The sequence below is a fragment of the Streptomyces sp. NRRL S-350 genome, from assembly GCF_000719705.1.
Taxonomy (GTDB): Bacteria; Actinomycetota; Actinomycetes; order Streptomycetales; family Streptomycetaceae; genus Kitasatospora.
In genome coordinates, this window is the sequence record NZ_JOHO01000216.1 from 1 (window position 1) to 346 (window position 346).

1 protein-coding gene is annotated in these 346 nt (G+C 70.5%); it reads left to right on the forward strand.

Annotation, left to right across the window (positions count from 1 at the left end; genetic code table 11):
* A partial coding sequence (locus tag IF30_RS42965; protein ID WP_037903256.1) for a condensation domain-containing protein occupies positions 1-346 on the forward strand: 346 nt, incomplete at both ends.

The window sequence follows — 346 nt, forward strand, 5'->3', positions numbered from 1 at the left end:
CACGACCGACTCACCCGGCTCGCCCGGGAGACCGGCACCACCCTGTTCATGGTCCTCCAAGCCGCCCTGGCCACCCTCTACTCCCGCCTCGGCGCCGGCACCGACATCCCCCTCGGCACCGCCATCGCCGGCCGCACCGACGAAGCCCTGGACGACCTGGTCGGCTTCTTCGTCAACACCCTCGTCCTACGCACCGACGTCTCCGGCGACCCCACCTTCCGCGAACTCCTCCACCGCGTCCGCACCACCGACCTCGACGCCTACGCCCACCAGGAACTCCCCTTCGAACGCATCGTCGAAGCCCTCAACCCCACCCGCTCCACCGCCCGCCACCCCCTCTTCCAGA